Source organism: Roseibium sp., from assembly GCF_025698965.1.
GTDB lineage: Bacteria > Pseudomonadota > Alphaproteobacteria > Rhizobiales > Stappiaceae > Roseibium.
The window spans coordinates 1-4,587 of record NZ_JAILWL010000501.1 but is presented as its reverse complement, the minus strand read 5'-3'; the positions used below and the strand labels follow the sequence as shown (position 1 = coordinate 4,587).

Sequence of the window (4,587 nt, the reverse complement as noted above, 5' to 3'; positions counted from 1 at the left end):
TATGCGGTTGAACTGGATGACACGCCGGACAGCGACCTGATCCTGGCAAGCGGCACCGCGACGCTGAATGGCGGCACCGTCGCGGTCTCCGGGACTGCCCTGGTCGGTCACACCTATACCATTCTTACCGCGGATGGTGGTGTCACGGGGGAATTCGAGGATTTGACCGGTTCCGTGTTCACGGTCCTGGAGCTGGACTACGATCCCAACAATGTCTACCTGATCAGCCGTATCTCACAAAGCTTTTGCGATGTTGCGTCGACGGACAACCAGCAGGCAGCAGCCTGTGGCGGCCTGGACAGCCTGCCGACCGAGGATCCGGTTGTTCAAGCTGCGCTTGCGCTGGAAACGGAAGAGGAGGCGCTCGCCGCTTTTGATGCGGTCTCGGGGGAAGTTCATTCCTCGCTGAGAGGCGCACTGGCGCTCAATGCCCAGAGCCGGGTCTCTGCCATCAATCAACGGGTGGACAGCGCGTTTGCGGATTTGCCGAAGCCGGATCCTGACAAGAAGGACTTCTGGAACATTTCTTACGGCTCCTGGGGACGGACGGAGGCAACCGGCAACACGGCCGGATTGAGTAATGATGTTGGTGGGACCCTGTTCGGATATGACCGGCAGATAGGAGCTGGCTGGCTTGCAGGTGTTGCGGGCGGCTACAGCCAGACGCTTCTTCGTCAGGCCGGTCTCCTGTCGTCAGCGCAGGTGGACACCTGGTCGACGGGTGCCTATGCGGCCATGCCGGCCGGGAGGGCCGGTGTCAGTTTCGGAGCGCTTTATAACCTGCACACCATCTCGACGGACCGGACGGTGAGCTTTACCGGCTTCACCGACACACTGACGGCGAACTATGAGGCGCGCAGCTGGCAGGTATTTGGTGAGGTCGACTATGACCTTGTCCTTGGAGGTCACACGGTGACACCGTTTGCGGGCCTGTCCTATGTGGGACATGAAACCGACGGCTTTACCGAAAGCGGTGGCCCTTCGGCGCTGACGGCTGCCTCCGGCGTGCAGAACACGGCCTTCGCCACCCTGGGCGTTCGTCACGTTTATCATCCGACGGAAGAGATCCAGCTTAAGACACAGTTGGGCTGGCAACATGCATTTGGGGACGTGGATCCTGAGACAACGTTCACCCTGTCGGACAGCGATCCGTTCACGGAACTCGGGGCTCCGATTGCGGAGAACATGCTGATGGTGGATCTCGGGTTTGACGGCAAGATAGCCGACCGGGTGATTGCCGGCGCCTCCTACAGCGGCCGGTACGGTGAAGGAACAGCCATTCATGGCTTCCACGCACGCCTCAATGTCAGGTTTTAGAGACTAGGTGTGGTGGGCTTATCACGTTAACAAGCAGTCAGGATCTTGCGAGATAGAACGACGGGTATGAAGACCGCATCTATCAGTTACAAGCACCATCGTTTTCCACCTCAGATCATTGCGCATGGTTGACGAAATGCTCTTGGAGCGCGGCATCACGGATTTCTAAGAAACGTTCCGGTGATGGGGCAGAAACTTCAGTCCAATCTATACGCATCGTCATTGCCGGCAAGAAGCACTGACTTTGCCGTAGGGTCGATCAAGACGGTTCAGGGCCTGACGGGATCGTCCAAAGTCGCCGCAACACCAGCGCAGTCCGGCGGTTTCTGATCCGGCTTGTGAAGAAACAGGGTAGCGCGCCGAAGCGGATGATCACCGATAAGCTGCGCTCTTATGGAGCCGCAAGGCAGCCGGTGATGGCATCCGTCGAACACCGGTCGCACAAGGGGCTTAACAACTGTGCTGAGAATTCATGTGTGCCGCTGCGAAAGCGAGAACGAATGATGCAGCGCTTTCGCCCCCGGAAGTCTGTAACGCTTCGTCTCGGTCTTCTCGGCAATCTGAAACATCTTCGTTCCACCCCGTGCACAGCGCTTAGCATTCCAGGGCCGCACTCACCCCCTCCAAGTGGTAGCGGAGTGGAGTGGCCAGTGCCATAGCCTGAACGCAATCTGTAAGGCCGAGTTCCCTCGGCAATATCGAAGCCCGTGAGCAACTGACTTCAACACCTGTTTTTGACCGCGGGTCCTGAGATTAAGATCAAGCTGCAATGACACCGTCACATGAGCGAGGAAAAGCGTCAGTGGGACCCCTTACAGAGCACGCATGTCGCACGCCGGAGTTTTTTTGTCCGAAGATTCAAAGCCCAGCCAAGAGAGCCATTCTCTTGGCTGGGTTCTGGTTGCTGCGTGTGATCCCTGTTTTCAGTATCAGACCGGCTATCATTGGGGGGATCGCTACGGTCTTCAAGCCCTTCCGAAGTTCGGGATCGCCACATTTCACTGCATTGGCATCGACGCGGCACCTCGCTATGACTTTCGCGCAATGGCAGTGAACAACTAGCGTACAACCTGTTTATAACCTGGCTGTTAACAGGTTCCTCTACGTATTTCAGACTTTCTGAACATAGGCACGGCCTGTCCTGTTGGAGATGAGGCGCAGGACAGGCCGTCAGAGACAGCTTTAAGCTGCCCCGCCGATGACTTCTTCCGTGAAAGGGGCTGACACGGAAAAGGTCATCAGGTCCGAGACCCAGCCGGTTTCAGTCGCCTTATCGGCGGCATAGGCTGCGGCTTCTTTCTTTTTCATCTTTGAAACTTGCGCGGCGGTTTCCTCTCTGCAGGCCTCAATAAAGCTCCGGTGAATGACATTGAGTTTCACGCGGGAAAAATAGTTCTCAGCGATCGGCTGGAAATGGTCGGCGATGGCAACGCCAAGAGCCGCGCCGGTCCGGTCTCCGTGTTTGGTACCGGACCCGACAAGATAGTTCATAATCTGCAGTCAACGTACCTTCACTGATCAGATGTTCAACTGCGCGACAACGACGCCCCCTACCTGTCACCAGATAATGGCCCCGTTTTTCGCCCGAACGGATAATGAGGTTTTGCAGCAGGCCCTTAGCGGCAATACTCGCGGCCAGCGCCGAAATACTGTCCTGATCAATTTTCCTGCGCACGTTTTTCGGATCAAGGGCCATTTTTTGAACGGGACTTTGATTTCTTTGTTGTTGTTGGTTTTGGTCATTGGCTCATCTCCTGTTTCCCGAAACTCGCTGGATCGGTTCGTTTCGTTTTCCACATCGTGGAAATGGGAGAGGTCTGTCAGGGACCGGAGAAGGGGGTATCCTTGACCGGCCGGGAGCGAAACCCCGCTACTAACGGAATGACTGGCGCGGCCAGACGGATATCTGCGCAGCAGATCCGCGCGAGCGACCGTTACTTGAACAGGCCGATTCAAATACGGATTGTGACGTTGGAATGTCTTGCCGGCAGGAGGCTCTTTTGAGACTTCTGTCGGCATTAGATATTCCCGGCAGAGTTCGTGTTTGGTTCGGTGGAGACCGCAAGGCGGTAAGGAATTTTCGTTTTCAGGCTGTTAAGATAGCACCCCTTCGCAGCGCCGAGCTCGAAACGGTGAGAAGCGGACCAGAGCCGGCCTTCATGCTACAGCTCTCTAGGTCCGCTTGTGGGGCGTCTTCAAGGTCAGTTTAGAAGGTCAGATTTCCTTAAGACGCATTTCCATATCTGCCAACGCCGCAAGAAAAGGGGCGGGTCCGAAGCTGATACGACACACACCAAGCGCGGCTACCTGATCGATCAGTTTAAGATTTCCCATCATCATGACATTCACGGGCAACGTGGCGGCCTCCACGAGGCTGGAGATCAGTGCGGTGTCTGTCAATCCCGGCACAAAGAAGCCGTCCGCCCCCGAGTCGGCAAATGCTGCTTCGCGCTCCTTCGCTTCGGGCATGCGTGCCCTGTGCGCAAGGGTCAGGTAGGCATATTCAACTTCCCAAACGATGTTCTTGGTGAGGCCAGCATTGTAGAGACGACGTTCGGCATCGGTCCATGCGCCGTCTCCGAAGCAGAAATCATGCTGGAGAACCGTCTTCAAGATGTCAATGCTTGAACCTGAGTGCCGGTAGATGCGGAAACCTGTCCAAATTTCAAATTTGCAACCTCAGGACTTAGTCAGGATGTTGGATTGGCAACCAAACGTGGTTGTGATCATCGGAGGAAGAATTTGGGAAACAGACGATATCCAGGCACCACTCTTGCGAGTTTAACCGCCGTAGTTTTTCAATCTGCCAGCTTGCAGGAAGAATCTGCATCGCAATACAAAGATATGATAGCACTGATTTTTCCTGATTGCTTAACGATAAGCACCTAGGGATAGCAGATCATATATCGGAGTTCCCGATTACCCACGCCTTCCAGTTCCATTTATCTTCAGATTTACTTTGTCCGCATAGATTGGCAGTCCTGCCTCCATGCCATAAATGCTCCGGAAAAATCCACCTGAAACTTCGAAAGTCACGAGACCTTGGGTCGCTTTGTTGTTTATCTTCACGAAAAGCTTGGTACGTTTTTTTTGCCCGCGCAGCGCCAATAGGCCTTCGACTTCAGCTGTGTATTTCCCCGTGATGCGTATCCGGGTACTTTGGAACTCGGCAACCGGATGATTGGCGACATCGAACATGGCCGAACTCTTCAAAAAGCCCGTGATTCTCGGGTTGTTCGTTTCAACGCTTCTGAGATCAACATTAACGCT

Annotated in this window: 5 protein-coding genes and 3 pseudogenes; 4 read left to right on the top strand and 4 right to left on the bottom strand. The window is 55.0% G+C overall.

Going from position 1 to position 4,587, the window contains the following annotated elements; genetic code table 11:
• From K5905_RS28080 to K5905_RS28070, 3 genes and pseudogenes are all read left to right on the top strand, one after another.
• Positions 1–1,317: autotransporter domain-containing protein (locus K5905_RS28080; RefSeq protein ID WP_297590533.1), on the top strand; the 1,317-nt coding region annotated here is incomplete at its 5' end.
• A gap of 115 nt (positions 1,318–1,432) precedes the next feature.
• A pseudogene (locus tag K5905_RS28075) lies at positions 1,433–1,848 on the top strand (DDE-type integrase/transposase/recombinase); the annotation flags it as partial.
• 315 nt (positions 1,849–2,163) lie between these two features.
• A complete protein-coding gene (locus tag K5905_RS28070; protein ID WP_297590530.1) occupies positions 2,164–2,379 on the top strand; it encodes a hypothetical protein in 216 nt (71 codons plus the stop codon).
• A 120-nt stretch (positions 2,380–2,499) separates the two neighbouring features.
• Here K5905_RS28070 and K5905_RS28065 read toward each other — a convergent pair whose 3' ends face one another.
• From K5905_RS28065 to K5905_RS28060, 3 genes and pseudogenes are all read right to left on the bottom strand, one after another.
• Positions 2,500–2,808, bottom strand: coding sequence for a hypothetical protein (locus K5905_RS28065; RefSeq protein WP_297590527.1), 309 nt, complete (start codon positions 2,806–2,808; stop codon positions 2,500–2,502).
• A pseudogene (locus K5905_RS31660) lies at positions 2,714–3,016 on the bottom strand (ParB N-terminal domain-containing protein); the annotation flags it as partial. The gene K5905_RS28065 and the pseudogene K5905_RS31660, both read right to left, overlap by 95 nt.
• A 515-nt stretch (positions 3,017–3,531) precedes the next feature.
• Positions 3,532–3,786: an isocitrate lyase/phosphoenolpyruvate mutase family protein gene (locus tag K5905_RS28060; RefSeq protein ID WP_297590525.1), complete on the bottom strand. Its 255-nt coding sequence runs from the start codon at positions 3,784–3,786 to the stop codon at positions 3,532–3,534.
• 9 nt (positions 3,787–3,795) lie between these two features.
• On the opposite strand from K5905_RS28060, the pseudogene K5905_RS28055 reads away from it, so the two are divergent.
• Positions 3,796–3,945 (top strand): annotated as a pseudogene (locus K5905_RS28055) (IS6 family transposase); the annotation flags it as partial.
• A 291-nt stretch (positions 3,946–4,236) separates the two neighbouring features.
• On the opposite strand, the gene K5905_RS28050 reads toward K5905_RS28055, so the two are convergent.
• Positions 4,237–4,587: YceI family protein (locus K5905_RS28050; protein ID WP_297590522.1), on the bottom strand; the 351-nt coding region annotated here is incomplete at its 5' end.